The organism is Martinezella lusitana, from assembly GCF_010668395.1.
Lineage (GTDB): Bacteria > Pseudomonadota > Alphaproteobacteria > Rhizobiales > Rhizobiaceae > Rhizobium > Rhizobium lusitanum_A.
Genome location: NZ_WUEY01000010.1, coordinates 54012 through 79962 on the forward strand (window position 1 = coordinate 54012; position 25951 = coordinate 79962).

20 protein-coding genes are annotated in these 25951 nt (G+C 62.3%); 9 read left to right on the forward strand and 11 right to left on the reverse strand.

Annotated elements, in window-relative coordinates; genetic code table 11:
- Positions 1 to 249: 249 nt before the first annotated feature.
- The 3 genes from GR212_RS20970 to GR212_RS20980 all read left to right on the forward strand — a co-directional run bounded on the left by GR212_RS20970 (position 250) and on the right by GR212_RS20980 (position 2931).
- The gene (locus GR212_RS20970; RefSeq protein ID WP_163989008.1) at positions 250 to 1767 is read left to right on the forward strand and encodes a sensor histidine kinase; all 1518 of its coding nucleotides are present in this window, start codon (positions 250 to 252) and stop codon (positions 1765 to 1767) included.
- The gene (locus GR212_RS20975) at positions 1764 to 2345 is read left to right on the forward strand and encodes a response regulator transcription factor (RefSeq protein ID WP_163989011.1); all 582 of its coding nucleotides are present in this window, start codon (positions 1764 to 1766) and stop codon (positions 2343 to 2345) included. Before GR212_RS20970 ends, GR212_RS20975 begins: the two co-directional genes overlap by 4 nt.
- Before the next feature lie 97 nt (positions 2346 to 2442).
- Entirely contained in the window at positions 2443 to 2931 is a 489-nt protein-coding gene (locus GR212_RS20980) for a GlcG/HbpS family heme-binding protein (protein WP_163989013.1), read from the forward strand.
- A 62-nt stretch (positions 2932 to 2993) separates the two neighbouring features.
- Here the strand turns inward: GR212_RS20980 and GR212_RS20985 are convergent, their stop codons facing one another.
- The 11 genes from GR212_RS20985 to GR212_RS21035 form a co-directional block, all read right to left on the reverse strand.
- On the reverse strand, positions 2994 to 5180 hold the full coding sequence (locus GR212_RS20985) for a malate synthase G (RefSeq protein ID WP_348643495.1): 2187 nt from the start codon (positions 5178 to 5180) through the stop codon (positions 2994 to 2996).
- 642 nt (positions 5181 to 5822) lie between these two features.
- Positions 5823 to 6530, reverse strand: coding sequence for a GntR family transcriptional regulator (locus GR212_RS20990; RefSeq protein ID WP_163989017.1), 708 nt, complete (start codon positions 6528 to 6530; stop codon positions 5823 to 5825).
- A gap of 674 nt (positions 6531 to 7204) precedes the next feature.
- Positions 7205 to 8578 (reverse strand): serine hydrolase domain-containing protein, encoded by a 1374-nt coding sequence (locus GR212_RS20995; RefSeq protein WP_163989019.1) that lies wholly within the window; start codon positions 8576 to 8578, stop codon positions 7205 to 7207.
- 116 nt (positions 8579 to 8694) lie between these two features.
- The gene (locus GR212_RS21000; RefSeq protein ID WP_163989021.1) at positions 8695 to 10017 is read right to left on the reverse strand and encodes an amidase family protein; all 1323 of its coding nucleotides are present in this window, start codon (positions 10015 to 10017) and stop codon (positions 8695 to 8697) included.
- Positions 10018 to 10297: 280 nt separating this feature from the next.
- On the reverse strand, positions 10298 to 11236 hold the full coding sequence (locus tag GR212_RS21005) for a transporter substrate-binding domain-containing protein (protein ID WP_163989023.1): 939 nt from the start codon (positions 11234 to 11236) through the stop codon (positions 10298 to 10300).
- Between the two features lie 22 nt (positions 11237 to 11258).
- Positions 11259 to 12026 carry an amino acid ABC transporter ATP-binding protein gene (locus tag GR212_RS21010; RefSeq protein ID WP_163989025.1) on the reverse strand — a complete coding sequence of 256 codons (768 nt, stop codon included), beginning with the start codon at positions 12024 to 12026 and terminating at the stop codon, positions 11259 to 11261.
- Between the two features lie 2 nt (positions 12027 to 12028).
- The gene (locus GR212_RS21015) at positions 12029 to 12994 is read right to left on the reverse strand and encodes an amino acid ABC transporter permease (protein ID WP_163989027.1); all 966 of its coding nucleotides are present in this window, start codon (positions 12992 to 12994) and stop codon (positions 12029 to 12031) included.
- A gap of 273 nt (positions 12995 to 13267) precedes the next feature.
- Positions 13268 to 13798 (reverse strand): 2-oxo-4-hydroxy-4-carboxy-5-ureidoimidazoline decarboxylase, encoded by a 531-nt coding sequence (locus GR212_RS21020; RefSeq protein WP_163989028.1) that lies wholly within the window; start codon positions 13796 to 13798, stop codon positions 13268 to 13270.
- Between the two features lie 250 nt (positions 13799 to 14048).
- On the reverse strand, positions 14049 to 15509 hold the full coding sequence (gene hydA / locus GR212_RS21025; protein ID WP_163989030.1) for a dihydropyrimidinase: 1461 nt from the start codon (positions 15507 to 15509) through the stop codon (positions 14049 to 14051).
- Positions 15510 to 15516: 7 nt separating this feature from the next.
- Positions 15517 to 16368, reverse strand: coding sequence for a GntR family transcriptional regulator (locus GR212_RS21030; protein WP_348643496.1), 852 nt, complete (start codon positions 16366 to 16368; stop codon positions 15517 to 15519).
- On the reverse strand, positions 16320 to 17390 hold the full coding sequence (locus tag GR212_RS21035) for an NAD/NADP octopine/nopaline dehydrogenase family protein (protein ID WP_163989034.1): 1071 nt from the start codon (positions 17388 to 17390) through the stop codon (positions 16320 to 16322). The genes GR212_RS21030 and GR212_RS21035 overlap by 49 nt, the downstream gene beginning before the upstream one ends.
- A gap of 522 nt (positions 17391 to 17912) precedes the next feature.
- Here GR212_RS21035 and GR212_RS21040 point away from each other — a divergent pair.
- The 6 genes from GR212_RS21040 (at position 17913) to GR212_RS21065 (ending at position 25948) form a co-directional block, all read left to right on the forward strand.
- The gene (locus tag GR212_RS21040) at positions 17913 to 18839 is read left to right on the forward strand and encodes a transporter substrate-binding domain-containing protein (protein ID WP_163989036.1); all 927 of its coding nucleotides are present in this window, start codon (positions 17913 to 17915) and stop codon (positions 18837 to 18839) included.
- A gap of 75 nt (positions 18840 to 18914) precedes the next feature.
- Positions 18915 to 19793: an ABC transporter substrate-binding protein gene (locus tag GR212_RS21045; protein ID WP_163989038.1), complete on the forward strand. Its 879-nt coding sequence runs from the start codon at positions 18915 to 18917 to the stop codon at positions 19791 to 19793.
- An 81-nt stretch (positions 19794 to 19874) separates the two neighbouring features.
- Positions 19875 to 21218 carry a serine hydrolase domain-containing protein gene (locus GR212_RS21050; protein ID WP_163989040.1) on the forward strand — a complete coding sequence of 448 codons (1344 nt, stop codon included), beginning with the start codon at positions 19875 to 19877 and terminating at the stop codon, positions 21216 to 21218.
- Between the two features lie 424 nt (positions 21219 to 21642).
- On the forward strand, positions 21643 to 23367 hold the full coding sequence (locus GR212_RS21055; protein WP_163989042.1) for a peptidoglycan D,D-transpeptidase FtsI family protein: 1725 nt from the start codon (positions 21643 to 21645) through the stop codon (positions 23365 to 23367).
- Positions 23368 to 23614: 247 nt separating this feature from the next.
- Positions 23615 to 24613 (forward strand): LacI family DNA-binding transcriptional regulator, encoded by a 999-nt coding sequence (locus GR212_RS21060; RefSeq protein ID WP_163989044.1) that lies wholly within the window; start codon positions 23615 to 23617, stop codon positions 24611 to 24613.
- A gap of 42 nt (positions 24614 to 24655) precedes the next feature.
- On the forward strand, positions 24656 to 25948 hold the full coding sequence (locus GR212_RS21065; protein WP_163989046.1) for an ABC transporter substrate-binding protein: 1293 nt from the start codon (positions 24656 to 24658) through the stop codon (positions 25946 to 25948).
- Positions 25949 to 25951: the final 3 nt, after the last annotated feature.

Sequence of the window (25951 nt, forward strand, 5' to 3'; positions counted from 1 at the left end):
CGACCGGGCGGTAGCGATGGGCCTGGCATCAGCCAAGCCGAAGATGCGACCTCGCCTCCCTAGGACAGCTGCAATCTGTGCGAAGCTCTTGACGATCAGCAGTCTCCACGTCCGTCCTGCTCCAGCCGGCTGACTGAATGCCGTCCGAGATCTGACCGGTCGTAATTTCGAGGTTGCGGCTATCCCCTCTGTCATGATGAATAAGCGCTCAGAAAACCAATAGGATGCGCCGCCGCCTTGACGCTGCCCATGATGAGACGATTTTCAATCTCGCGGATCATCCCTTTCGGCTCTCTTGTGATCTGGCTGTCGACGGGAGTGGTTGTTGTCGCTCTTCTGGCCGCTTTTCAATATAGATCCGGGCTTTCCGAGCTGTCTGACTGGACGCGGGAGACCGGGACGTTCCTGGCCGAGAAGCTGGCGCAGCACGATGCGCACATGACGGCGCTTGCCGCGGTGATCCGCATGTCCCCAGCAGAGCCATCGGCGAGCGTTCAGGGCCTCGCCGAGTCGGTAACGGCCTTCTATCCCCGCATCACCGATATAGCGACGATCCACGTCGACGGAACGAGCGCCCGCGTGATTGCCTACGGCAGGCCCGGCGGCCCCGTCTTCGAAGCGGAACATTCGGCCGGCGATCTGCCCGTGCTCGGCAAACCGGGCGAAACGGCTCTCCGACCAATCCCGGAGCAGCATGCCTACGACATATACAAGCTCGTCGAAACCGGGCTGCTGCTGCGGCTTCGTATCAGCGCCGGCGGGCTTCTGGATATGGACCGCATTCCTCCGGGATATTCGGTCAGCCTGTTGCTCGGCGATACCGTGCTCTTTACCCATGCGGCACGCGCCACATCCATCCTGAACGTGAAGACCGGCCTTTTCGCCAGCAATCCGGGACAGCCGCTGCATCTGTTGATCAGCAGGGGGTTCAGCCTTGGCGAGCTGCTTCCCTTAAGGTTGCTGATGCCGCTGCTGATCGGAGCGGCGCTATTGGTCTGGCTGGGCGCGCAATATCGCAATGCGAGCCGGGAGAGGCGGAGGCAGGAGCTGCGTGCCACGCTGCTGGAGCAGGAGGCACGACTCGCCCATGCCGGCCGTGTCAATGCGCTGGGCGAAATGGCTTCGGGCATCGCCCATGAACTGACCCAGCCCATCGCCGCCATGCTGAGCCAGAGCCAGGCGGCGCGGCGGGCGTTGACCTTGGACCGCGCGGACATTCTCGAACAGGCGCTGGACGGCAACATCCGCGAGGCGAAGCGGGCGGGCGATATCCTTGGCCGCATGCGTGCCTATATCTCCGGTGCGGAGGCGCGGATCGAGAACGTAGCGCTGGCCGAGGCGCTGAACGATGCGTTGCGTCTCATTGAAGCGGATCTGGCGCAACAGGGCATCGCGCTCGACGTTACGATCGCCCAAGCGCCCTGCGTCGTTGCGGTCGATGTCATTTCGTTTCAGCAGGTCATCCACAATCTGATCCGCAATGCCGCCGATGCTGTCGTTGGCCAGCCGGGCGGGCGCGTTGTCCTCACGGCCGGTCCCGAGGGCGGACAGGCGATCGTTACGATCGCCGACACTGGACCGGGGATCGAACCCGCCTTGCTCGACCGCATCTTCGAGCCATTCTTTACCACCAAGCCGGACGGCATGGGGCTCGGTCTGCCGCTTTGCGTTCGGCTGATCGAAAAGATGGACGGCACGATCGAGGCGCGAAACGACGCCGGCGGCGCTCGTTTTACCATTCGTTTGCCATCCGGAGGGGCGACATGATCTATCTCGTCGATGACGACGCCTCGGTGCGCGAGGCGCTGAAGCTGCTGCTTTCCACTTACGGGAAGGACGTGACGGCATTTCCGGATGCGGCGCATCTGCTCGCCCATATGGACAAGGCAAGGCCCGGCATATTGATCCTCGATCTGCGCATGCCGGCAATCAGCGGATTGCAGCTTCTGAAGAAATTGGCGGAGATGAACGTCGATTGGCCGGCAATCATGATTACCGGTCATGGCGACGTCGAAGCCTGCCGCCGCGCATTCAAGGCGGGCGTGGCGGATTTCCTTGCCAAGCCCGTCGACGAGCATGTGCTGATGGAAGCGATCGAATCTTGCGAAGCGCAGCTTGTCGAGCTTCTGGCGCGCAACGAAACCGGCCGCCTGCTGGACCAGCTCACCGCCCGGGAGCGGGAGGTCATCGAACTTGTCTCGAAGGGCCTGGGTAGCAAGGAGATCGCGGCAGCGCTCGACGTTTCCGTCCGTACAGTGGATAGCCATCGGGCGAGCATCGCCATGAAGCTCGGCACGCCGGCCGTAGCCGAACAAACGCGCATCTGGCTCGCTGCCCATCGGTAATCCTACCGATATGCCTCCGTGGCGATGCGAATTTCCGGCAGGCGATGCCCCGGCTAGACAGGCCTCCAGGAAACACAACGCCTTGGAGACTCCCGAAATGAAAAACGTCCTGCTTTCGCTCGTCCTCGCCGCCTCCTTCGCCGCTCCGGCGCTTGCGGACAACACCGTCAGGCAGACCAGTCTTGGAACCGCGCTTGCGGTCGATCTTGCCCAGGCTGCCGTTACCGCTTGCGCAGCCGATGGCTATAACGTCGCAGCCGCCGTCACCGACCGTTCCGGCATCCTGCTGGCACTGGTGCGCGCCGAGAATGCCGGCGCCCACACGGCAAATGCCGCTACCGCCAAGGCCTACACCTCCGCTTCCTCGCGCAACCCGACCAGCGGCATGGCCGAGACTGTTCAGAAGAACCCGGGCGCCGCGGGCCTGGCCAATATCCCGGGCTTCCTGGTGCTTGCCGGCGGCGTGCCGCTGAAGGTCGGCAAGGACACGGTCGGCGCCATCGGCGTCGGCGGCGCTCCGGGCGGCACCTTCGACGAAGCCTGCGCCATCAAGGCAATCGACAAGTTCGCAGACCGTTTGAAATAGGTTCTTGCCTTATAAAGATGAACGAGCCTGCCACTTGGCAGGCCCGTTCATACGGTTAGTCGCTAGTGTCGGCGTGCCTTGGCCTCGCGGCGGCGGGCATGCAGGATTGCCTCGGTATAGCCGTTGGGCTGCGTGCGGCCCTCGAATACCAGATCCTCGGCCGCTCTGAAGGCCGGGCCGTCGAAGGCCGGCGCCATCGGCAGGTAGTCCCTGTCACTGGCGTTCTGGCGGTCCACCAACTCCGCCATGCGACGCATCGCCTGCCGCACCTGCGTTTGGGTGACGATGCCATGCAGCAGCCAGTTGGCGACATGCTGGCTCGAAATGCGTAGCGTTGCGCGGTCCTCCATGAGCCGGACATCATGAATGTCCGGAACGGTCGAGCATCCGATGCCCTGATCGACCCAGCGCACCACATAGCCGAGAATGCCCTGGAGATTGTTCTCCAGCTCTTCCTCGATCTCCTCGGGAGAATAGGGGCGGGTGGCGAGCGGAAGGGTCAAAAGCCCCTCCAGCGTGCCGGCGCGCGGGCGGCCGCGCAGGCCGTTCTGCACCGCTGACACGTCGGCCGCATGGTAGTGCAGCGCATGCAGTGTGGCTGCTGTCGGCGAGGGAACCCAGGCCACGGTCGCGCCCGAGCGCGGATGGCCGATCTTTTCCGAAATCAGGTCTGCCATCCGGTCCGGCGCGGCCCACATGCCCTTGCCGATCTGAGCGCGGCCGGGCAGGTTGCGGGCAATGCCGACATCGACATTGTTGTTCTCATAGGCCTTGATCCAGGCGGCCTGCTTCATTTCCGCCTTGCGCACAACGGGGCCTGCTTCCATCACGGTATGGATCTCGTCGCCGGTGCGGTCGAGAAAGCCGGTGTTGATGAAGACGGTGCGGTCACGCACGCGGGACAGGCAACCGGCGAGGTTGAGCGAGGTGCGGCGCTCCTCGTCCATTGTCCCGATCTTCATCGTGTATTTGGGAAGGCGGACCAGCTCTTCGATGCGCTTGAACAGAAGGTCGGCAAGGCCGACCTCGTCGGAACCGTGCATCTTCGGCTTGACGATGTAGACCGAGCCGGCGCGGCTGTTGCGGATCCTGTTTTCGCCGCGGATGTCCTGCACGGCGCTGGCGACGGTGATGGCGCAGTCGAGGATCGCCTCGGGGACCTCCTCGCCGTTCTCGTCGAGGATTGCGTCTGTGAACATGTGGTGGCCGACATTGCGCACCAGCATCAGCGAGCGGCCATGCAGAGTCAGGTTGCCGCCGGCAGGGGTCGTGTAGTTGCGGTCGCCTTCCAGCGTCCGCTCGATCTCCGTGCCGTTCTTCTCGATCCGGGCAGTCAAGGCGCCGCTCATCAGGCCGAGCCAGTTGCGGTAGGCGGCCACCTTGTCATCGGCATCGACGGCGGCAACGGCATCTTCCAGGTCCATGATGGTCGAGACGGCGGATTCGACGATCACGTCGGCAATGCCTGCCTTGTCTGACCGGCCGATCGCACTTTCGGGATCGATGACGAGTTCGATATGAAGATTGTTGTTTGCGATCAGGATGGCGGTCGGCGCATGCCGCGGGCCGCGGAAGCCGGCAAGCTTGTCCGGGCTCTTCAAGCCGTATCTGCCGCCGTTCTCGGATATTGCCAGCAGCCGGCCGCATTCGATGAGGTAGGCGGTCGCTTCGCTGTGGCTCATGCCGTCGAGCGGTGCGGCCTCGTCGAGGAAGCTGCGGGCGCGTGCGGCGACGGCGGCGCCGCGCACGGGATTGTAGGCGGTGCCGCGCGCAGCGCCGTCAGTTTCCGGAATGGCGTCGGTGGCATAAAGTGCGTCGTAGAGGCTGCCCCAGCGGGCGTTGGCGGCGTTCAGCGCATAGCGGGCATTGGAGAGCGGCACGACGAGTTGCGGGCCGGCGAGGGTGCCGATCTCCGCGTCGACGTTCTTGGTCGCGACCTGGTAGGCGTCGTGCGCCGGCGGATCACGCAGGTAGTCGATCTCGCGCAGGAAAGCCTCGTAGGCGGCTGCGTCGTGCGGGTTGCTTCTATTCTGCCGGTGCCAGGCGTTGATCTTGTCCTGCATTTCGCCACGAACGGCGAGCAGTTCACGGTGTTTCGGAGCGAGGTCGCGAATGATCGAGGCAAGCTCCTGCCAGAATGGGCCGGGCTCGAGCCGGGCGCTGGGCAGAACCTCCTTCTCGACGAAAGCATGCAGGACGGGATGGACGGCGAGACCTGCGACGCGGTGATAGCTGTCGGGAATGGTCACGGAAGGAACTCCTCTGGTGGTTGCGGATGTCAATATCTGGCGCGCTGGAAGCGGGCCTACATCTGCTCCCGCGAAGTATGGCGCCCGCCGTTTGTGATCCATCTCATCGCAGATTTTGTATCCATTGACAATATAATCTCGATACAATATCGTATCCAAAATCGAAAACGGATGGGCTTCTCATTGCTTGCCGTGGAGGGTGGAAAAGGGCAAGCGAAGGAAGCGGACGAGGGTTGATGTCGGATCAACATGGATTTCGACGAGTGTGAGGCCAGCGCAGGCGAGGGCAGGCCCAGTCGCAGCTTGAATATGGCCGGTCGTTTCGACCGCACCGTCGGCACTCCAGGATTTTCCCAGCCTCTCCCGGCGCTCCTCGGTCGGGGGATGTTTCTATCCTGAGCGTTTTCTTGTTTCCGTCGGAGTTTTATTTCCGTCGGACAAGGAAACGCTCAGGAGCTTTTCTGCGCCCGTAGGATTCATTAAAAAACAAAGAGATAAAGCAGCCGGTCCGCTCCGGCGCCAGACGAGATCCAAATGAGCTTGGACTTAGAGGCTGGACAGGCTCAACAGCGCCACCCCACGCAGGCTCTCAACCCGAGCTTCCGGCGGTCGCCGAACCAACCCCCATTTGATCGGTGCAAGTCACGCGTAGCGCGACAGGATCTCGCTCAGATTGCGCTCGGCCCTCTTCCGCTGGCCAATATTGGCGCGGTCGAACACCTGTCCCAGGTGCTTGACGATAGCGGCGGCTGCGGCTGTCGGATTGCGGTCGCGCAGCGCGTCTATGATTTCGGCATGTTCGTCCACGCTGCAATCAGGCTCCTGATGCGTGCTGTGCTGGGCCAGAATCAGCGAGGTGCGCGAGATCAGCGTCTTCAGGAAACCGGCCAGAACCTCGTTGCCGGCCATGCGCGCCGCGAGAAGATGAAACTCCCCCGACAGCAAGATGGCGCGGGCATGGTCGTCGCCGTCGACCTTGTGTTCGTCCTCGAGATGCTGCTGCAGCGTTCGGAGTTGTTTGTCTGTGATTTGGGCAGCCAGCTTGTGGAAAACCTCCCGCTCGATGGCGTTGCGTGCCTCGAACACCTGGCGCGCTTCTTCCGGCGTGGTGGAAGCGACGAACGCGCCGCGGTTCTGGCGGAATTCGACCAGGGCTTCCGTGTGCAAGCGGTTGAGGGCCGCCCGCACGATCGTGCGGCTGACGGAAAAGAGCGTGCCGATGGTCTCTTCGCTCAGTTTCGTGCCGGGCACCAACTCCTGAGCCAGGATGGCTTGGAACAGGGCATTATAAACGGCATCGATCCTGGAGCCGCCTTTCTCATCCAGATCGGGGGCATTTGGGTTGTTCATCGTCGCATATCCTGCCGCGGCACCGCCATCGTGAATCTTTCTCTGTTCCCAATTGCCTTGGTGTTTTGAGAAAGACAAGGAAAATACGATAACGCAGGAGTTGTGGTCCGTATTGGCGCAAAAATGTGTCGGTTCGGCAGCAGCGCCGATACCGGAATGTATCCATCCGGCACCTTGTGCACTGCGCCTCGGCCAATAGCGACGCGAAGGGACGGCTCGCTGCTCTATGACAAACCGCCCGTCATCCTCTCGGGCGGGTGACGGGATGGGTACACTTGGGAATCATGGTTCTCGGCTTGCCCGAAAGAGTGCCGCCTCGCTGGTGTTGCCGGTCGATGGCGAAAACGGACATTTCGGATCAGTGATAAGCAGGCGCAGCAAGAGATATTTGAGAAAGATCGCTCAGCAGGATGGGCAAGCGAGCGTACACCGAGCCAGCTTGCCCATCCGCGGCCGCCTTTCTCGCAAACTTGAAATAGTCGCATAATGCGCCAATTAAGATTGTATCCATTTAATAAAATATTTGGATACATATTGGCGCGATATCGGCTTGAAATCCACCTGCACGATACTGCGCAGTTTTCGCAGGATCATCGATATCCCGCCTTGCGATGGTGACTATGCGGTGCCGGTGTTCAATGCCGGGGCAGCCGTTCGTGGAGTACAGCTCGATCTCAAGCCCATGGTCGCGGAGCGCGCACATTGGCGCGCATGCCGTTATGGACATAGAGGCGGGTGGAGTCGTCCGGATGCGACAGGAAATGAAGCTGCCTGGATGCGGACTCATAGGAATGCTGCCCGGCGCGCCGCAATTCGTCCCTGATGGGGCCGGTGCCATGTGGCGGTCTTCCCCCGAACCAGTTCTCTTCATCCTGGGGGGACGCGATTTCCTCGACGACGAGGCTGCCTTCCGAACTTGCCCGGACCTGCATGGTGGCGTTGAGGCGAAGGTAAGTTCCGGCGATATCGGTGCCGGCCGGCAGGCGCCATGCGGCGTAGCTGGAAAGGGCATCCGTCCGTTCGACGGGCTGAAGACGAACGGGATCGCTCAGCAGACCGGCGAGCACGTCTTCCGCCAGTTTTCCGAGCCGGCTGGCGGCCCAGACGGCATTGGTGGCGACGGACACCACTTGCCTGCGGCCTTCTGCGAGGCGAACGGCATAGGCTTGACCCGATGTCGTGCCATCATGTCCCCAACAGGCAAGGTCCGTGAATGTCCGGTACTTTGCCATGCCGAGACCCCAGCCGTCGTATCGCCAGCCGATCGTCGGTATCGTCGAGGAAGGTGATACCTCCGCCGCGCCGGCATCGAGCCCGAACCGATGCCGCATGGCACGCGTCAGCCGGGCGAGATCGGCCGTCGTCGCGACCAGGCCGCCGCCGGGCGAAAGTGCCAGCGGGGCATACCATCGCGCTGCTGCAACCGGCGCTCGACCGGCTTCAGGAGAAGCGACATAGCCCGTGGCCGACGGCTGCATCAGCACCTCCTCCGGCCGGGCGGTTATGGAGTGATCTCCAATATGGGCGGCGACGGTCATGCGCACCTGTTCTTCCCAGCATCTGCCGCAGAGCAGCTCGGTCAGGTAGCCGGCCAGGATGAAGGCCGGCCCGGAATAGGAAAACAGCTCGCCGGGCCGGGCAAGCAGAGGGGTCGCGGCGATAGCGCGGGCAGCCATCTTTCGCGCGCAGTCGCCACGCCCGAAATCCACCCACCATTGCGACTCCAGTCCGCTGGTGTGATTGAGGAGATGGCGGACCGTCATGTCGTGAAAGGCGCGCTCGTTGCTTGCCTTGAGGTCGGGGGCGATGGCGATGACGGGTGTATCGACCGAAAGGCCGCGGGCAGCCATCACCTCGAGCAGGACGAAGGCGGTAATCACCTTGGAGACCGAGCCGAGCTGAAACGTGGTTTCCTCGCCGACCGCGATGCCGGTGCGCACATCCGCCACGCCCGCGTTGAAAGAGCGGATGGTGTGGCCATCATCGATGGCGAGCGAAATGCCGGGGGCCTTGGTCTCTTCCAGCCAGTTCGTCAAAACATCCTGCATGGTGGTGCGGTCTCCTTGGTTGGTTTCGCAAGGTTGCGATGGATTTCTGCCCTTTCCCCGGCCGCCTTCTGCCCGCTGGGGACGGGAGGCAGAAGGCGGCCGCCCTGCGAGCCCGGCTATGCTGCGTCGGCGCGGCGCAGGTCGACGATGCTCGCGGTCGTCAGAAGGCGAGACAGGGGAACAGTGAGCCCTTGCAGCATGACGGAGCGTGCCCATCCGCCAGGCTCCCGCTCCGCCGGCACGGAGAGGCTGTCGAGATCGTAGATGTTCGAAAGCACCGTAAAACGCCCGCCTTCGGCCGATAGTGCCCGCGGTGGGCCGGCGTCACTGCGGATATCGGGCCAGGGGATGCTCGGCGTGAGCAGGATGTCGAGGCCTTCCGCATTGGCGCTGTCGAGGAAACGCCGCCGGTGTCCGGCCAGCCGCCGCCGCGCCGCGCCGGCCTCCTGCGGCTCTATCGACGCCCCGGCCTGCATCACGCGATAAACGTCGGGATGATAGATGTCGGCATGCTCGACCATCAGACGCCGATGGAAGAGCCAATTCTCGAAATTCATGACGAGGAAAAAATCCTCCATGGCGTCCGGCGTCAGCCAAAGCGCGGTCCGCACGACCTTATGGCCCGCATCTGCAAGCCGCGAGGCGGCGAGACGCAGGGCCGAGGCAGCTGCCGGATCGATATTCATCCAGCCGATCTCCGGAACGCCGATGGTCGGTCGATCCCGGTCGACGATCGCCCGGTCCTGTGGGGTGGCAAATAGCGACGGACATTGCTCGAAGACGGTGACGAGGTCTTCGGCGCTGCGTGCAAGCAGACCGGTGCTCTGTCCGGAGAGCGCGCCATTGACCTGACCTTCGTCGGAAAGCACGCCCTCGCGCGGCCGCAGCCCCGCGACGCCGGCAAGCGCTGCGGGATGGCGGATCGAGCCGGCGGCGTCGCTGCCGAGGGCAAGGCGGGTAAAGCCGGCGGCAACCGCCCACGCCCCGCCAACCGTCGAGCCGCCGGCAAAGAATTCCGCGCCGCGCAGGGATTGCGTCGCCGCCGGGCCGGCGCTGGAACAGAACTGATGCGTCGCCTGCTTGCCGACGATCACCGCGCCCGCCTCCTGCAGCCGCGTCACGGCCGGGCTTTGAGAAAGCCCGAGAATGTGCCCGACATCGGCTGACGTACCGGCTTTCGTGGGCAGGCCGGATACGACGATCGTGTCCTTGACCCCGACCGGCACGCCGAACAGGCCCGCCTTCGGCGGCGAAACCGAAATCTTGCCGATCCGGTCGAGTTCGCTTGCCAGCCATTCCCGATTGATGGCGCAGAAGGATTTTAGCGTGGCGTCTCGGCGTTCGATTTCGGCCAGCAGCGAGGTGTAGCGCGCTTGCAGCATATCCGGTCGGGATACCGCTTCCTGGATGAGTGCTGTCAGGGCCTGGTCAAAGAACATCGGGATAATCCGTCATCTGTCTCTCGGGAGGGTGGCGATGCCGTGCATGGACTGCGCTTCGTTGGCTCGCCGGGTCAAAACGCGCCGAGCCGGGAGAGGCCGCATCTGCCGCTTGTTATGTGCAGCGCTCATCCGCTCCGGCGAACCGCAGGACATGGATGCAACCGGCGGGGAGAAGATCGGCGTCGTTTCTGTCGAAGGCGCCGGTCGTATTCGCATCCGGTTGCAATCCGCCGCCCGTCGTGTAGTGGATGACGAGCGGCGGCACACGGTCAGGGCATCATTCGATATTGCCGATATCGCCGGCCGGGGCGGGCATGTTCACGACGATGTCGTCGATGATGACGTCGGGATAGCCGTAGTGAGCGGCGATAGCCTGCAGCGTGCCTTCGGCCTTCATCGACTTCAGCGCGGTTTCGATCGCCTTCGTGAGTTCCGTCTCGCCCTTCAGCACCGCAAAGCCGCCATTGGCGAGCTTCCAGCCGCGCGGGCTGTTGTCCGGGCGGATGATGCGGAACTGACCGGCATTCTCCTTGCTGTTGAGGACGGTCGTAGCCGAGACGAGGCCGGTGATTTCCGAATTCACCGATCCGCTCTTGACGGCCAGCAGCGCGGCGTTCGGATCGGGAAAGGTCCTGACATCGATCTTCTTCTTGCCGAGCGAGGCGCACTTCGGCTGCAGCTGCTCTTCGACCCAGGGGCCGAACACGTCGCCGTTGATGCGGCTCACGGACTTGCCGCAGAGATCCATCAGGCCGTTGATCGACGTATCGTTGTCGCGGACGAGCACGACGAGGCCAAGCGTGGTGTAGTTGACGAAGTTGAGGAGTTCCTCGCGCTTCGGGTTGTCGCCCATGCCGGCGGCGATCATGTCGTCCTTGCCTGCCTGCAGGCTCGGGATGGTGCCTTCAAACTTGAGGTTGTCGAAGGTGATGCCGACGCCCAGCTTGGCTGCGACGGCCCGTACGACGTCGATCTCGATGCCGGTGAGCTCGTTCTTGTCGTCGAAATACATCCACGGCGCATAGGGTGCGGAGACGGCGAGCCGGAGCTTGCCGTTGAACTTGGCGGGGACGAGGGCGGCTGCCGCCTGGTCCTTGGTGATGGTCTTGTCCAGTACGACCTGATCGGTCGTCTCGGCGCGGGCCACTCCGGCGAAGGCCGCGCAGGACAATGCGGCGGCAACGAACGGGGCGAGAATCGTTTTCGAAATATGCATGCGAGTGCCTTTCCGTGGACTGTTAAAGGAGCCTGCGAAGAAATTCCCGGGTGCGGTCATGCTTCGGATCGAGCAGGACTTCGCCCGGTGGGCCCTGCTCGACGATCTCTCCATCCGCCATGAAGATCACGCGATCGCAGACCTCCCTGGCGAAGCCGATTTCGTGGGTGACGACGATCATGGTCATGCCTTCACGCGCCAGGGTCCGCATGACTTCGAGCACGTCGCCGACAAGTTCGGGATCGAGCGCGCTGGTCGGCTCGTCGAAAAGCATGACGCGCGGCTTCATCGCCAGCGCGCGGGCAATCGCGATGCGTTGCTGCTGGCCGCCGGAAAGCTGCGCGGGATAATGGTCGGCCCGGTCGCGGAGGCCGACGAGATCGAGCAGGCGCCGCGCCTCCCGCTCCACCTCGGCGCGCGGCTGCTTGAGGACGAGGGTCGGCCCTTCCATGATGTTTTCAAGCACGGTCATGTGCTGGAACAGATTGAAGCCCTGGAACACCATGCCGATCGAGCGGCGCTGGAAGGAGAGGAGCTTGTCCGAAACCTCGTGCAGCTCGCCGTCCCGCAGCGTGTAGCCGACAGGCTCGCCGGCAACGAGCACGCAGCCGCTGTCCTGGCCCTCCAGCCGGTTCATGCAGCGCAGAAGCGTGCTCTTGCCCGAGCCGCTCGGCCCGATCAGCGCGACGACCTCGCCTTCGAGCACATCGAGATCAATGCGCTTGAGAACGACCTTGTGGCCGTAGGATTTCGTGAGGGTTTTCACCCGAACGAGAGGATGAACGGTCATGGTCAAGCCTTTCCGGCGATGGCAGCGAGGCGCAGGCCCTGGCGGCGGCCCGGCAGGCGGCGGACGCGAGGGCGGGCCACGGACTGGCCGAAGCGGCGCTCGAGCCACGACTGGGGAATGGTGAGAAGCGAGACCAGGGCCAGGTACCAGATGCTGGCCACGATCAGCAGCGGGATGATCTGGAATGTCTGCGAATAGACGTTCTGCAGGTTGGTCATCAGGTCGTTACCCGCAATGACCGAGACCAGCGAGGTGCCCTTCAGCATGGCGATCACCTCATTGCCCATCGGCGGGATGATGACCCGCAGCGCCTGCGGCATCACAACCCGGCGAAAAGCCTGCGACCGCGTCATGCCGACGGAGCGCGCCGCTTCGAGCTGCCCCCGAGGCACGGAAAGGATGCCGCTGCGCACGATCTCCGCCGAATAGGCGGCCGCATTGAGCGAGAGAGCCAGGACCGCAGCCACCATGGGTGTGACGACATCGGAAGTCGGGACGGAGAATATGGTGCCGAGCCACGGCAGGCTCAGCGAGATATCCGGGGTGAAGATGCCGAGATAGCCCCAGAAGATGAGCTGTACGAGCAGCGGCGTACCACGGAAGATCGAGATGTAGAGCCGCGCCAGGCTCGACAGAACGATATTGTCGGACAGGTTCATGACAGCAAGCAGGATCGCGCCGGCGATGCCGGCGACCATGGAGATCGCCGTCAGATAGAGCGTGACGCCGACGCCCCTCAGGGTCACGTCCTTGAAGAGGTACTCCCAGATGACCGCCCGGTCGACCACCGGATTCTCCAGGAATCGCCACAGGATGAATGCGAACAGAAGGATGCAGACGACGGCCGCCACCGGTGTCCACGGCTGCGGCCGGGGGATGACGGGTGCATCGTCGGGCAGGTCGGGAACATCCCAGCTCCGGGTGTCCGCGGGGGTGCCGCTCGGGCTGCCTTGTGCCGGTCCTATCATTGATGCGGCCTCCCCGATGCGTGAAGATTTGGATGTGGCCGTTCCATCCGGGCGGCTTTACTGGGGCATTGAAGCATCGGTATCCTCCAGATCGTCTGTGCGATATTGAACGCATTCAGCTTTTCCAATGAATGCAATTTTCAATATTTTTGTGTACAATATTTGTGTGTGGCAGACGCGCTTACCCAGGCGACGCAATCCGATATGGATGCGGCGCGTTCGCATGGTGTGTTGAAAGTCACATTGGAAGGCGGGCGGGTGTGCCGGCTGCGATTACGAGAGCCGCGACCTGACGAGGATCTCCGCCAGTTGCTCGACTTCCCGGTATGTCGTTCTCAATTCCGTCTCGTAGCTATCGAGTATGCGCTCTTCGAGCGAGGCGAGCAGAGAAGCGGTAGAGTAGTTGCGCACCACGAAGATAACGTCGAAGCCGAATTTTTCGGCATAGCGGGGCAGGAGGTCGAGCAGCCTCGCCTGCTGGCCTGCCGTCATGGCACGCAAGCCGGAGGATTGCTGTTCGTTTTCGACGATTTGCACCGCTTTTACGGCCGGATCGAGTGGCGTGTAAGCCTTCAGGACCTCCAGGCGCTCCGCAACGCTGGCCGCGTGAAACTGGTCCCGCAGGGCTGCATAGATGCTGTCCGGCTCCGTGAGAGGCACCGTCGCGCTATCGAAGGCTCGCCCGGCGAGAAATGCTCCGTTGCGAAAGCAGGCTCCGAAGGCTTCGATGAAGCCCGCCCGGTCGAAACCCGGGCTTTGCGACGCCTTGCCGGCGTCCGGCGCAGTCTGATCTATCGGCATCATGTCTCCTCCCTCGGCTGTAGCGCCCGTTGGGCTACCCCGATCCCTTCTTCTCACTGCAGCTCATAGCGCCGCGCATTGCATCCACCTCAGCCAGAAGTGTCGATGCACAATGCTCCCAAAGAGCCGCAAATATCGTATTCGGGTGTGACAGCCTCCTCAAGCTTGTCGACAATTATGTATACGATATTTGAAAGAAAATGTATAGTCATTATATTCGTAGTGGATACGATTTCTGTCGGCAGAGAGCCGGCTATCCATATAGGGGCGATACGCCCAGGTTCGACAGCTCGACCTCGGTCGGCGTCGGGGTTTTCGCGCGACTGCGCTTTTCGGCGGGCAGGAACTGGCCTGCGTCCGTCCTGCCGCAGAAAGAATGGTATTCCGCAATGACTTCGCCGCGCAGGATGGTCATCGCCGGCCAGCCCTTTATGAGCATCCCCTCGTAGGGCGTATAATCGACCGCGTGGTGGAGGCGGCTGTTGGCGATCGTCGTCTCGTACTGGTCGTCCCAGATGCAGAGATCGGCGTCGCTTCCGATGGCGATGGTGCCCTTGCGTGGATAGAGGCCGTATATCTTGGCGGCGTTGGTCGAATTGAGCGCCACGAACCGGTTGATGTCGATCCGTCCCTTGACGACACCTTCGGAGAAGAGAATGGGCGAGCGGGTTTCCACGCCGGGCACGCCGCTTGAGATGCGGTTGAATGGCACGTCGCTGCCATGCGGAAATTTTCCCGAGGAGTCGAAGCGGTAGGGGCTGTGATCGGAAGAGAAGACGTCGAAGAAGCCGTTCTCCAGTCCTTCCCAGATCGCCGCTTCATTGCCGGGCCAGCGCGGCGGCGGGCTGCACTGCGCCTTGGCGCCCTCCAGGCCGGGCCGATCGAGATTGGTCGAATCGAGGGCGATATATTGCGGGCAGGTTTCGGCGTAGACTTGAACGCCGCGGCGGCGTGCGCTCTCTATCAGGCCGATGGAGTCGCCGGCAGAGACGTGGACGACCATCAGCGGAACGCCGGTCAGTTCTGCAAAGGCGGTCATCCGGTAGATGGCCTCCTGCTCGATGATGGCGGGTCGGGCGGCCGGATGGTATTTCGGCGCGTGAAGATTGCGCTCCAGCAGCTGCTCCGTCATCCAGGCGACACCGGCGGCATTCTCGCAGTGAACCATCACCATTGCACCCTCGCGGCTGGCGGCAGCCATCGCATTCAGCAACTGGTGGTCCTTCAGCATCACGTCGTCATAGACGGTGAAGAATTTCAGCGACGTACAGCCGCCGGCGATGATGCCGGGCAGTTCCTCGCGCAATGCGGCCGTCGTCGGGTCCGCGATAATGAGGTGAAAGTTGTAGTCGATCGCGGTCTTGCCGCCGGCGCGCTCGTGATACTCCTCGATGGCCCAACGCAACGATTGCCCGCGGTTCTGCGTCGCGAACGGGATCATCGTCGTCGTCCCGCCGCAGGCGCCGGCAATGCTGCCCGTTGTGAAAGTGTCGGCCGTCAGTCCGCCGCTCGTCTGGCGCTGGTCGACATGGAGATGGCTGTCGACGCCACCCGGAAGCACCCAACGCCCGCCGGCGTCGATTTCCCGGCGGCCGGGCCCGATCGACTGGCCGAGCGTATGGATGCGACCGTCAACGATGCCGATATCGGCGACAAAAATATCCGATGCCGTTGCGCAGCGAGCGCCCCGGATGACGAGGTCGAATTGGGACATGGGAAACTTATTTCCGATCTTTTGAAAGAGGAATGATCTGCGGCGCCGTTCCCCCGCGTGGCACGATGTCCGCCGTCAGCTGATAGCGTTCGGGGTGGTAGAAGCCACTGATGAAGGCGACAGGCGCGCCGCGGTCGTCGAAATACAGCCGCTCGACGGCGATCACCGGCGTTGCCGGTGCCAGTTCGAGGTAGGCGGCGAAGTTTTCCGGTATCGCCGCCGCAATGATGTTCTGTTCGCCGGAAGCGATGCGGACGCCGGCGCGACGCAGGATGCGCTCGGTCGGCTGTTCATGGCTGGCAAAGTCTTCGGGGTTAATGGCGGAGACCAAGCTGGCCGGGAAATGGCCTTCGCCCACCATGAAGGGCTGATCGTTCTGGAGAATGATCGTGTTCTCATGGCAGACGCCGGCGCCGACAGGAATGCGCAGGCGCTCGGCGACCTTGGCGGAGGCGGGGATGGTTGCGGTGTTCAGCAGCTTGAAGCTCAGGTGCCGGTCCAGCGCGAGAATGTCCTCCAGATAGGCCCGCAGGCGGACCGATTGGAGCGCATCGCGCAAGGCGGCGACGAAGGTGCCGACGCCTTGGCGCCGCACCACGAACAGATCGGCCACCAGCCCGTCGAAGGCCCGGCGCAGCGTGATGCGGCTTACGCCATATTCGCGGCAGAGCTGCTCTTCGGTCGGCAACAATTCACCTGCCTTGAACTCGCCCGACGAAATACGGCGTTGCAGATCGTACTGCACCTGCATGTAGAGCTTTCCGGCTATCGGTGATCCCATCATTCGCCTCGTCCCAGTTTGATGCGGCGCTAGCCGGCAATTGTCTTCGTCACCGTCGGCGCCTGTTCGGCAATCCATTCGATTCCCAGTTTCTCCACGGTGCGCCCGGTCTCGCGAAAATTGCAACGGAATCCTGCGTTGACAAGATCGATCATCGCCGTCGTCAACGGTGTCGGGCAGCCGACGAGCCGCGCCAGATCCTCGAAGGGCACGAGGTCGCAGGGCAGGTCCTCGGTAAGGTAGCGCATCTGCAGTTTCGGTCCGAAGCGCAGCACCTCCTCCAGCCGTGTGCCGGGCGGATAGGCAAGAGCGTCGAAATCGGCGACCGGCAAAGGCGTGAGGCCGAGCGCCCGAACCACCGCCATGCGCTCCTTTTCGAAGGCCTGGGCAAGATTTACGATATGATCCGTATAGGCCTCACTGAAATGCAGCACCCCGCAGGTGAGGTCGCCGTGATCCGAATTCAGCAGGCCGAGATGGCCGAGCATGACCGGCAGGTGGCCGAGGCTGTTCGGATTGTTAAGGCCGCATTGCAGCGCGTTCGGACCGATTTTCAACTCCGGCCACAGGGAGCCGATCCGCTCGATCGCGAATTCCGCATCCCCGCTTGCGACCCCTGAAAGTTCCAGCCACAGCTTGTGGCTGCGCGCGACGACGTGGGCCGGGCTTGGGCGGCCTGAAAGATGGAGCGAGTTGATCGTCTCGACGATTTTCGGCCGGGCCGTGCAGCCGGCAGCGCGCAGGGCCTGCTGGAAGACGCGTCCTCCGCCGACATAGCCGCAATGCAGGACGACCAGGTGACGGTCGGTGAGCACGCTTGCCAGATAGCGCGCGACGTTCTCATGCTGATCCGCCGTCACGGAAACCATGATCGTCGTGGCGCGCGCCAACTCTCCCGGTTCGCTCGCCATGGGCGGCAGGGCCAGCAGGCCTTCGCCGAAAATACCGGAATAGAGGAAACCTCCTTGAGTGCGCACTGCCGCCTCGACGGCGGGATCAACGTCATACCACGCGTCGACGTGCATGCCGCGAAGCGTGGCATGTGCTGCAAGCCCCGCGCCCGAAGCGCCCATTCCAACAAACGACCATCTATCCTGCATCAAATATCCTCTTGCGGCCAGGTTTGATTTGTGATGTCATCATAACAACATGACAACTCGAGCTGTCAAGACTCGAAATAGGAGGAGGAACACGATGCAGCGGCGTCTTGAATAAGCTTGCTGACAGGAGTGCGAGGGAGGGCTCGCACGGCAGCCATGGCGAAAAATCGGGAGAGGCAAGCTGATGAACTGAAAGGTTCATAAGCGGGTCGCTGCTCGCGATGCTATTGCCGCACGGAAAGGAAATAGCCGGCCGACGCTCGGCGGTCTGTTTCCCCGAGCCGCTCCCCCTTCTTCCCCGGCACCAATCCAGTTCTTGCAGCGACCTGCCTCTTTGCCTTCGGCTTGCGCCTTGGGAGGTTCGCGCAGATTCCGGTCATCGACCGGGCTCTTCAATGTCTCTTCATGGCCGATGGGCAGGTGGTCGAAGAAAGTGTGTCAGGCGAGCTTCTCGCCGATCCGAAGCATGAGCCATCCAGGAATTTCTCCGCAGACTTCTCCAACGACCAGAAAGAAGCTCGCATGAAACTGCACAGACACGCATTCCTCGCCGTTGCCTTCGTGGCCGGGACTTCGGCCTTCGGCAGCGCCTTTTCAGCCGCGGCTGCCGATGCCACCGATCAGACCGTGGTCGGCAAGACCATAGCGAAGGACGAGGCGATCGCCGCCCTCGTTCCCGCCAAGTTCAAGGGCGCATTGCGCTTCGTCACTTCGGCCCCCTATCCGCCCTTCGAATATTATGACGAAACGAACAAGCTGGTGGGTATCGATATCGACGTGGCACACGCCATCGCCGCGAAGATGGGCGTAGCGATCACCTTCGACAATACGCAGTTCGACGGCATTATCCCCGGCATCCAGGCTCGCAAATACGAAGTCATCGCCTCCTCCATGGGCGATACGGTGGAGCGCGAGAAAGTGCTCAACTTCATTGACTACACCACGCTCGGCAATGTCGTCCTCGCGCGGGCGCATGACCAGTCGATCAACGATCTCACCGATTTGTGCGGCAAGATCGTCACCCGCCAGAGCGGGGACGTCTTCGCCACCTTCATCGACAAAGTTCAGCCCCAGTGCAGCAACGCGGGCAAGGCGAAGATCACCATCAAGACGCTGCCGGATTCCAACGCCGCGTTGCTTGCAATCAAGAGCGGCTCGGCCGATGCGCAGATCGTCAATATGTCGGCGGCCGAAAGCCTCGTTGCCGCCAAGGAGAATGCCGGTCTGTTCCGCATCGTCAAGTCCGCGAACAGAGCCTATGGCTGGAGCCCGCAGAACGGTGGTTTCGGTGTCCTGAAATCGGAAACCGGCCTTACCGCGGCCATCGAGGCGGCGATGAAGGCGATCAAGGCTGACGGCACGCTGGCGGCTATTGCCGAATATTACGGCCAGCCCAGCGTCATCATCGACAAGGTGGGCGTCAATACGCCGACAGACGGCGAGATGTGACCGGCTGACGGCGGAGTATCCCGCGGGAGGGCGGTTGCTTGCCGCCCTCCCGCAAATGGAGGAACAGGGCATAGAATGATGGATAGTTTGAGAATTTCGTGCGCGCACGATCTTGCCTATGTCCCGCAATATGCGGGTCTGGCGACGGGGCGGTTTGCGGGTCGGTCGATCGATCTGGTTTTCTACAAGAGCAACGGCACGGTCGAAGACACGGTCGGCGCGGTCAACAGGGGCGATGTCGATATCTTGCTCGGCAGTTGCGTCTACGGCTTGCGGCTGGCGGAAACCGGCATGAGCCCGGTTATCGTCGCGCAGAGCAACCAGCAGACGCGGCATGTGCTGGCGCAGCGCAAGGACGGGACCAAGGCGTTCGGCTGGTCCGACCTGCGCGGCAAGAGCATCGTCGTCTATCCGGGCGAGGCGCCGACGGCATGGGCTGCCTTTACCTATGCGCTCGCGCAGGCGGGCCTTTCGCTCGGGGACGTCAAGCTGATATTCGGCTTCACCGCCAAGGACGCCGTTGCCGAGTTCATTCGCGGGGTCGGCGATGTGTTCTTCGTCGATGGCGAGGTGGCGCTCCACGATGCGTTGCGCGTGGTTCTGCCCGTCTGCCAGCAGGCGGGGCGTCTTCCCTGGAGCGTCTATATGGCAGATCGCTCGCTGCACGAGCGCAAGGGGTCAGTCCTCGACCGCTTTGCCACGGCGTTGGACGATACGCAGAAATGGCTCGCCGCCCAGAGCGCGGATACGGTCGCCCGTGTCGTTGCGCCTTACTTCCCGCAATACACGCCCGAGCGCCTGGAAGCGATCGTCGCGTTCTACCAGTCAATCGGCCTGTGGGCGACGACAAGTACGGTGCAGCGCGATCAGCTGGCACGCTGGTCGCAGGCCCTGCAGCTCGGCGGACTTCTGGCATCGGACAGGCAACTGACGGATTATCTCGGTGTTGTCTGATCGACCGTTGCACGACCTTCACGCCTGCGTGCAGCAAACGAAAACCATCGCGCGCCGAGCGCCGGAAGGGAGCGTCTTTTCATGTTGAACCTGCTTCAGGATTGGCTTGACGCGACCGGCGCGCCCGGCGTTTCCGTCGCGATCGACGATGGCCAAACAATCCGCTGCTTCTGCGCCGGGATGGCGGATGTGCGCACCGGCGCAGCCGTCGTCGAGGAGACCGCCTTCCAGCTCGGCTCCGTTTCCAAGTCGATCACCGCTTTTCTCCTGGTGGAAGCCCTGTCGGACAAGGAAATGAAGCTCGATACGCCGGTCGTGGACATCGCGCCGGATCTCAGGGCGAGCAATGAATACGCCTTCCACGACACGACGGTCGGTCACCTCCTCAGCCATACCTCGGGTCTGGATTCCCAATGGTGGGTGGATATGGGGCAGGGGGCGGGCGCCCGCCGGGCCGCCGCCCGTGCGATCGTCTCTCTGCCCTTGATCGCGCCGCCGGGCGAGCTCTTCTCCTATTCCAACTCGGGATATGTCCTTGCAGGATATCTTACCGAGATCCTGACCGGCCAGCGCTGGGAGGAGTTCGCAGAGGATCGTATCGCCCGGTTCCTCGGGTCGCACTCCATTTCGGCGCGCCCTGACCGTATCCTGATCCGACCGATAGCTGCCGGATACGCCGCGCCGCCGGATGGCGGGGAAGCGCGCCATACGGCACATTGGTATGCACCCGCGGCGCTGTCACCCGGCGGAGGACTTGCCGGGACTCCCGCCGATATTGCGAGGCTGATGCGGCTCATACGAGCGCGTTTGATGGCGCCTCCGTTGCCCATCGTACCAACCGTAGGATGGCGTTACGCGGGCTGGGGACCGGGGTTGGCGCGCTATCGGCTTGGTGAAACATCTTATTGCCGGGGGCACGATGGAACCACTGCCGGCCAGGTATGCGCCGTGCGGCTGCGCGAAGATCACCCCGGTACGGTGGTCGTGGCAGCCAATGCCGTCTGGGCAGCGTCACAGATCGGCGCGCTGGCCGAAGATATCCTGCGAGCGACCTGGGGGCTTGCCGATCCGCCGCCTTTGCCGCAGTCCGATCCGCTGTCAGGCTATGCGCATTGGCAGTTGCCCGCGGACACGAATTTGGCGGGTCGATATACCCGCCTGAACGCAACGATGACCATAACGACTGCACCGGACGAGATCGCTGTCGAGGAACTGTATTCGCCGCAGGACGCCATGAACTGGTTCGGTGTAGAAGCCGGCGGCGGGACGAAGCCGGTCCGCGAGCGGTTGCGGCGAACGGCACCATATTCCTATGCTTCGACCGGCAAGGAGCTCCATTTCCTCCGTCATCCCGACGACCGCGCTCGGCTTTATGTTCATGATGGAATGCGCGCAAGCGTAAGGACCAATCGGTCCTGGACATAAGGCTTGAGCTGAAGCGTGCATTTTTGGCTGGCGACCTGTGACCATCGCAGACCCCCACGAGCCACCTCCGACGATGGTGACTTTCCGGATCGTCACGTCATGGCGGATGGTGCAGCCCCAGGCAAAACCGGCATCGCCGCCCAGATTGAAGACATGGAAGAGCCAGTGCCCGATTGCAGGCGCGCGGACGAGCGCAATGCGAGGCGGCAGCGTCGTTCTTGGGGGGCGACCGTTGCGCTAAGCGCGGATTTTGCAATCGAAAGGCCCCCGTTCCATCGGGGTGAACTCGGGCGGCAAAGCGCCTGTTTTTGAAGGTGCTGAAGCTAAGACGAACTTAGCATTAGGTGCTTGTTAACCAACTTAAGTTTAAAGATTCTTAATCGAAGGGCACACCGCTCTTCCAATCTTTGCGAACAAATCGGTAATGTCGATTATTCACGCTCTAAGTGCAAACAGCGGTCGCCTTGTAAGGCTCACCTTTGGTCCCGGAGGCCGCCAACGCCCGCCTGCGCGGGTCACAGGCAAATCCAAGCTTGCCAAGGCCCGTATCATGATGCTTGGCGGCGGACTGGTTGTTTGCTATGCGGCGATCTTCGCAAGGCTCACCTATTTCGATCTGGAGCCAAAGGCCGATACCTCATCGATCCCGCCCGATCATGTGACTGCCGCGCGTCCCGACATCGTCGATCGAAATGGCGAGCTGCTCGCGACCGATATCCGCACCGTCTCGATGTTTGCCGAGCCGAACCGTGTGGTTGATCCGGACGAAGCGGTGGAAAAGATCGCCTCGGTTTTCCCCGACATCGATCGCAAGTCGCTGTACAAGAAGCTTGCCGACAGCCGCTCGCACTTCGCCTGGCTGCGGCGCCAGCTGACGCCGAAGCAGCAGAGCGATATCCTCGCTCTCGGCATACCGGCGATCGGATTCCGCCCGGAAGTGAAGCGCTTCTATCCGGGCGGCCGCACCGCCGCCCATATCCTCGGCTATGTCGATATCGACAATCACGGCGTTGCCGGCATGGAGAAATATCTCGACATGCAGGGCCTTTCGGATCTCGATTCCACGGGCCTGACGAGCCGCGACACGCTGGAGCCGGTAAAGCTTTCGGTCGATCTGCGCGTCCAGAACGTCGTGCACGACGTCGTCACCAATGCGCTCGATCTCTATAAGGGCAAGGCGGCGGGCGCCGTGGTGCTGGATATCCATACAGGAGAGGTTCTGGCGATGGCCTCGGCTCCTGACTTCGATCCGAACGATCCGCAGGCGACAGGCAGCGACGGCTGGCTCAATCGCATGTCGAACGGCACGTTCGAAATGGGTTCGACGTTCAAGACCTTCTCGATGGCGATGGCCTTTGACGTCGGTGCCGTGAAGATGACGGATACGTTCGATGCGTCTGCCCCGCTGCACTATGGTGGCTTCATCATCCACGACGACCACGACGTGCCGCGCCGATGGCTGACCGTACCGGAAATCTTCCGCTATTCCTCCAATATCGGCACGGCCAAGATGATGGATCGCGTCGGCATGGACAATCAGAAGGCCTATCTCACGCGCTTCGGCCTCTTGAGCAAATTGCAGACGGAATTGCCTGAGGTCAAAATGCCGACCCAACCTCGCGTCTGGAAGAAGATCAACTCCATTACGATTTCCTTCGGCCATGGCGTCGCCACGACACCGTTGCAGACTGCGGTCGCAGGGGCCGCGCTTATGGATGGCGGCGAGCTGATCGAGCCGACCTTCCTGCCCCGGACGATCGAGGAGGCGGAAAAGGTGGAAACCCCGATCGTCAAGCCTGGCACCAGCGATATCATCCGCTCGCTGTTCAAGCTGAACGGCGAGGAGGGTTCCGGTAAGCCGGCTAACGTTCCCGGCTATCATGTCGGCGGCAAGACGGGCACGGCCAACAAGGTCATTCACGGCGTCTATTCCCACAAGCTGAGCTTCAACTCCTTCCTCGGCGCCTTCCCGATCGAGCATCCGAAATATGTCGTGCTCGCCTTTGTGGACCAGCCGCTGACCGGCGAGCATAACCTGACCTTCGCCACGAACACGGCGGCGCCGATGGTGCGCGACATCATCAAGCAGGCTGCCCCCATGCTCGGCGTCGAGCCGGATTTCGGGACGAATGTAATCGCCTCCTATTAAATTCGCCGCGCCCAATTAGTCCTTTGGAAATCGGCGTTTCCCCGTATGAAATGCCGGAGCCCGCTTTCGATGAACGGTCTGTAGCGGGCCCCAGGATTTCATCGGACAGCAGCATGGCGGTTCGTTGGTTGATACCCCGCGCGTCCGGTCGCCGAACGAGGGTAGAGCCGTCCCAAACGACAAAGATGGTTGACAAGGAAGTTCGGGTGAATGTATTGGGTAATCGATAACCCAAGGAGGGGTGCGGTTGGCAGCTTCATTATCGGATATAGCGGAAAGGGCGGGGGTCTCCATCAAGACCGTCTCCGGCGCGCTGCATGGCGGCACCGCCCGCATGTCCGAGGAGACGCGGGCGAGGATCAAGGAGATTGCCGAAGAACTCGGCTACGTCACCAACCTGGCCGCGCGCGGCGTGCGGCAAGGGTGGCTGCCGCTGATCGGCGTCGTTGCCGACGAGCTTATCACTTCACCCTTTGCCACCGAAATCATTCGCGGGCTGGATGGTGCCGCGCGAACGGCGGAAATGGCGGTATTTGCCATGAACCTCAGCGGAAACCGCGATGTCGGATCGGTTCTGGAAGAGGTGCGCCGGTTCCGTCCGCGTGCCATCGCCTATGCCGCAATGTACCACAAGACAGTCGAGCTGCCGCCGGAACTTTCCAAAAGCGTCGGCGTCATGATCAATTGCCGGGAAGCCAGCGGGCGGGTGATCTCGCTGGTGCCGGACGAAGAGGCGGCCGCGATCGAAGTGACGCGCCATCTGCTCGCGGCGGGCCGGAAGCGTATCGCCTTCATCAATCTGCCCGGTCTTCTGGCCGGCGAGTTGCGTGAGCAGGGCTTTCGAACCGTGTTGAATGACGCAGGCCTTTCGCCGCTTGCCGTTCTTCCCGCTGTCCGGCGGCCGACATACAGCGATCGCGCCCCCAGCCTGGTCCTGGCACATGTCACGGCATTGATGGCCGCGGCCGATCGCCCGGATGCCATTCTCTGCGGCAACGATCGTGTCGCCATGGAGGTCTATGCCGCGCTCCGGCGCGTCGGGGCTGCGATTCCGGATGACGTGGCCGTAGCAAGCTTCGACAACCAGGTCGAAATCGCCTCCCGCCTCGACCCGCCATTGACCACGATGGCGCTGCCGCACCGCGCGATGGGGCGTCTTGCCGCGGAAATTCTACTGACCGGACCAAGCAGCCCGGCCAGACTGCTGAAATTGCCGTTCCAGCTCATGGAACGGTCTTCCGTCTGAAAATTTAGCTGAAACTATACCTGTCAAAAGGAGGAGGGTACTATGGGTAAACGTTTACTTAGATTGCTTCTGGCTTCTGCCACGCTGATGGCAACTGCTGCGCTCGCCGATGCAAAGACCGTCATTCACATGATGCATCAGGGCGACCCGGGCTGGGTCAAGACCTATGCGGATGTCGCAAAGCGTTTCGAAGACGCCAATCCCGACGTCGATGTCGAGTTCATCTACGCGCCGCACGATGCCTACAACGAGAAGTTCAGCGCTGCCGTCATGGCCAAACAGCTTCCCGACATCATGGAGATCGACGCTCCCTTTCTCGCCAATTATGTCTGGTCCGGCTATTTGCAGCCGATCAAGCCGCTGATCGACAAGGACATCATCGACGACATGACGGCGTCCAATATCTCCCAGGGAACCTATCCGATCGACAAGGCTCTCTATGCGGTTGGCCTGACGGACTCCTCCGTCGTGCTCTACGGCAACAGGAAGTATCTGGAGGCGATCGGCGCCCGCATCCCGAAATCGGTCGATGATGCCTGGACCCGCCCGGAATTCGAAGGCTATCTCGAAAAACTCTCCAAGCTCGATGGCGTGAAATGGCCGATCGATATCTTCCGCGGTTATGGCATCAAGACGGAATGGGTGACTTATGCCTATGGTCCGCTGTTGGAAAGTGCCGGCTGCGATCTGATCGACCGCAAGACCTGGAAGGCGGCGGGCACGCTCGACAGCGATGCATGTGTCGGCGCGCTGACCATGATGCAGAGCTGGGTAAAGAACGGCTGGGTCGTTCCGGGATCGTCGGGGACCAATCAGTTTTATGCCGAAGGCCGTCCTGCCGCGCTCGCGCTCGGTGGCCACTGGTTCTATGCCGAAGCCGCCGCCGCCATGAAGGACGATATCGTCGTCCTGCCGCTGCCGAAGCTCGGCGACAAGGGCGCCAGCCCGAATGGCACCTGGATATGGGGCATTACCAAGACATCCGAACATCCCGATGTCGCCGGAAAGTTCCTGAGTTTCCTGCTGAAAGACAAGGAATACCGAGACTTTGCCAAGCAGGAATCGGCCTTTCCGGGGCTGAAAAGCTTTGCGGCGGACTCGCCGCTCTACGCACCGGGCGGCGCCATGGCGGTCGCCTTCGAGCAGGCTTCGAAGACGGCGGTTGCCCGTCCGCCGCACCCTGCCTACCCGGCGATCACCTCGGCCTTCATGACGGCCGTCGACAAGGCCTTCAACGGCGGTGACGTCAAGGATGCCTTGTCCGAGGCTGCCCGGAAGATCGACGAGGATATCGACGACAATGCCGGCTATCCGCCCTTCGACGCCCAGCAATGATCC